Origin of the sequence: uncultured Alistipes sp. (assembly GCF_902388705.1) — a bacterium.
Taxonomy (GTDB): Bacteria; Bacteroidota; Bacteroidia; order Bacteroidales; family Rikenellaceae; genus Alistipes.
Window position 1 is genome coordinate 1 of the sequence record NZ_CABMQJ010000128.1, and the last position, 1,555, is coordinate 1,555.

1 protein-coding gene and 1 pseudogene are annotated in these 1,555 nt (G+C 64.8%); both read left to right on the forward strand.

What is annotated here, in order from left to right; genetic code table 11:
* Positions 1-230, forward strand: a pseudogene (locus QZT71_RS12475) (hypothetical protein); the annotation flags it as partial.
* Positions 227-1,456, forward strand: a complete 1,230-nt coding sequence (locus QZT71_RS12480) for a phage portal protein (RefSeq protein ID WP_295916684.1) — start codon at positions 227-229, stop codon at positions 1,454-1,456. The pseudogene QZT71_RS12475 and the gene QZT71_RS12480, both read left to right, overlap by 4 nt.
* The last annotated feature ends 99 nt before the right edge of the window (positions 1,457-1,555 follow it).

Consider the following 1,555-nt stretch of genomic DNA (forward strand, 5'->3'; position numbering starts at 1 on the left):
CGGCGTTCCGCCGCACGGCCGCCGCCGGAGTGGTGGCGGTCATCACGATGGCCTCGGGCGAACGGCTGCTGGCAGGCTGGGCGCCGCATCTGGGCACGCAACAGCCCCTGCGCCTCGCCTGCATTGGCATGGAATCGGGAACGAAACCCCTCGACGGAACCCCGGTCGCAGTAACCTTCACCAGCGAGGACGCCGACCGGGCCGCAGCACTCAAACCGCAAGAACCATGAGTAAAAAACAGAAAATAAAACCGGCCGTAGCGGTCGCAAACCGCACGGACGACCCTTACGTCACACTCGGCGCGGGACGCATCGAGAGCGACAAATTCTGGCGCTGGGGCGATGACAACCTCTTTCCCAACGCACTGGCGCTGATGGCCCGCCGCTCGGTGACCCACCGCCGCATCATCAACGACAAGGCCGACTACATCTCGGGCAAGGGCTTCACCTGCGACCAGGCCCGTGCGCCCCTGCTGGCGGCATTCGTCGGCCGTGTGAACGGGGAGGGGGAGAGCCTGCGGCAGGTGCTCAACAAACTGGCTTTCGACAAGGCGCTCTTCGGCAACGCGTTCCTCGAAGTGGTGACCGACGCCGCGCACACGTTCCTGTCGCTCTACCACCAGGACGCTTCGCGCTGCCGCGTGGCCCGCGACTCGGCCCACATCCTGCTGCACCACGACTGGACGGCCTTCAACGCCGCCGAGGCGCGGACGCTGCCCCTCTATCCCGCTTTCGCACAGCAGGCCGACGGCACGCAGCGGGCCATAATCCACTACAAAGATTACGAACCGATGTTCGAACACTACGGCGTGCCGCCCTACATCGCGGGTTTCAACGTGTCGGCCATCGCCTACAAAACCGACAAGTGGAACATTTCGCGGCTCGACAACTCGTTCCAGCTCTCGGGCGTGATGATGCTCGACAGCAGCGTGGACAGCGAGGCCGAGGCCGAGCGCATCGTGCGGCTGGCCGAGCAGAAGTTCGCGGGCAATCCCGGACAGGTGATGTTCGTCATCCGCGAAAGCGGCGAGGGCGACAACTCGCGTTTCATCCCCATCTGCTCGCAGAACGAGGGCGACTGGCAGGCGCTGCACGAACAGGCCGTATCGGACATCGTCGTGGCCCACTCGTGGTTCCGGTCGTTGAGCGGCCTGGAATACAGCTCGGGATTCAGCGCCGAACGCATCCTCCACGAATACGAAGTGGCGCTCAACACGGTCATCCTCGGCGAACAGGCCGAGCTGACGGAGCCGATTCGCGAAGCCGTAAAAGCCGTCCTGGGGCTCGACACCTCGTCGCTGCAAATCGTCAACCGTCCGCCGACGCGCTCCAAACCGATTTACATGAAGGTCTGGGAGGCCCGCAAGGCCGACGGCCTCGACTACGACCCCGACGACGAGCGACAGCAGGCATTCCTGTCGGAAATCACCAAGTACAACATCCGGAGCATCGATTGATTCCCGACCGTCATCCCGCACTCCGATGCCACCGCCGCGGCACGCCGCCGCGTATACAAATCCGCCGGCCCCGGACTGCGGGCGGCAGGCGAGGGCCCC

What these genes read in the sequence shown, in the direction of transcription:
- QZT71_RS12480 (WP_295916684.1), top strand. Translation starts at nt 227, where the DNA reads ATGAGTAAAAAACAGAAAATAAAACCGGCCGTAGCGGTCGCAAACCGC.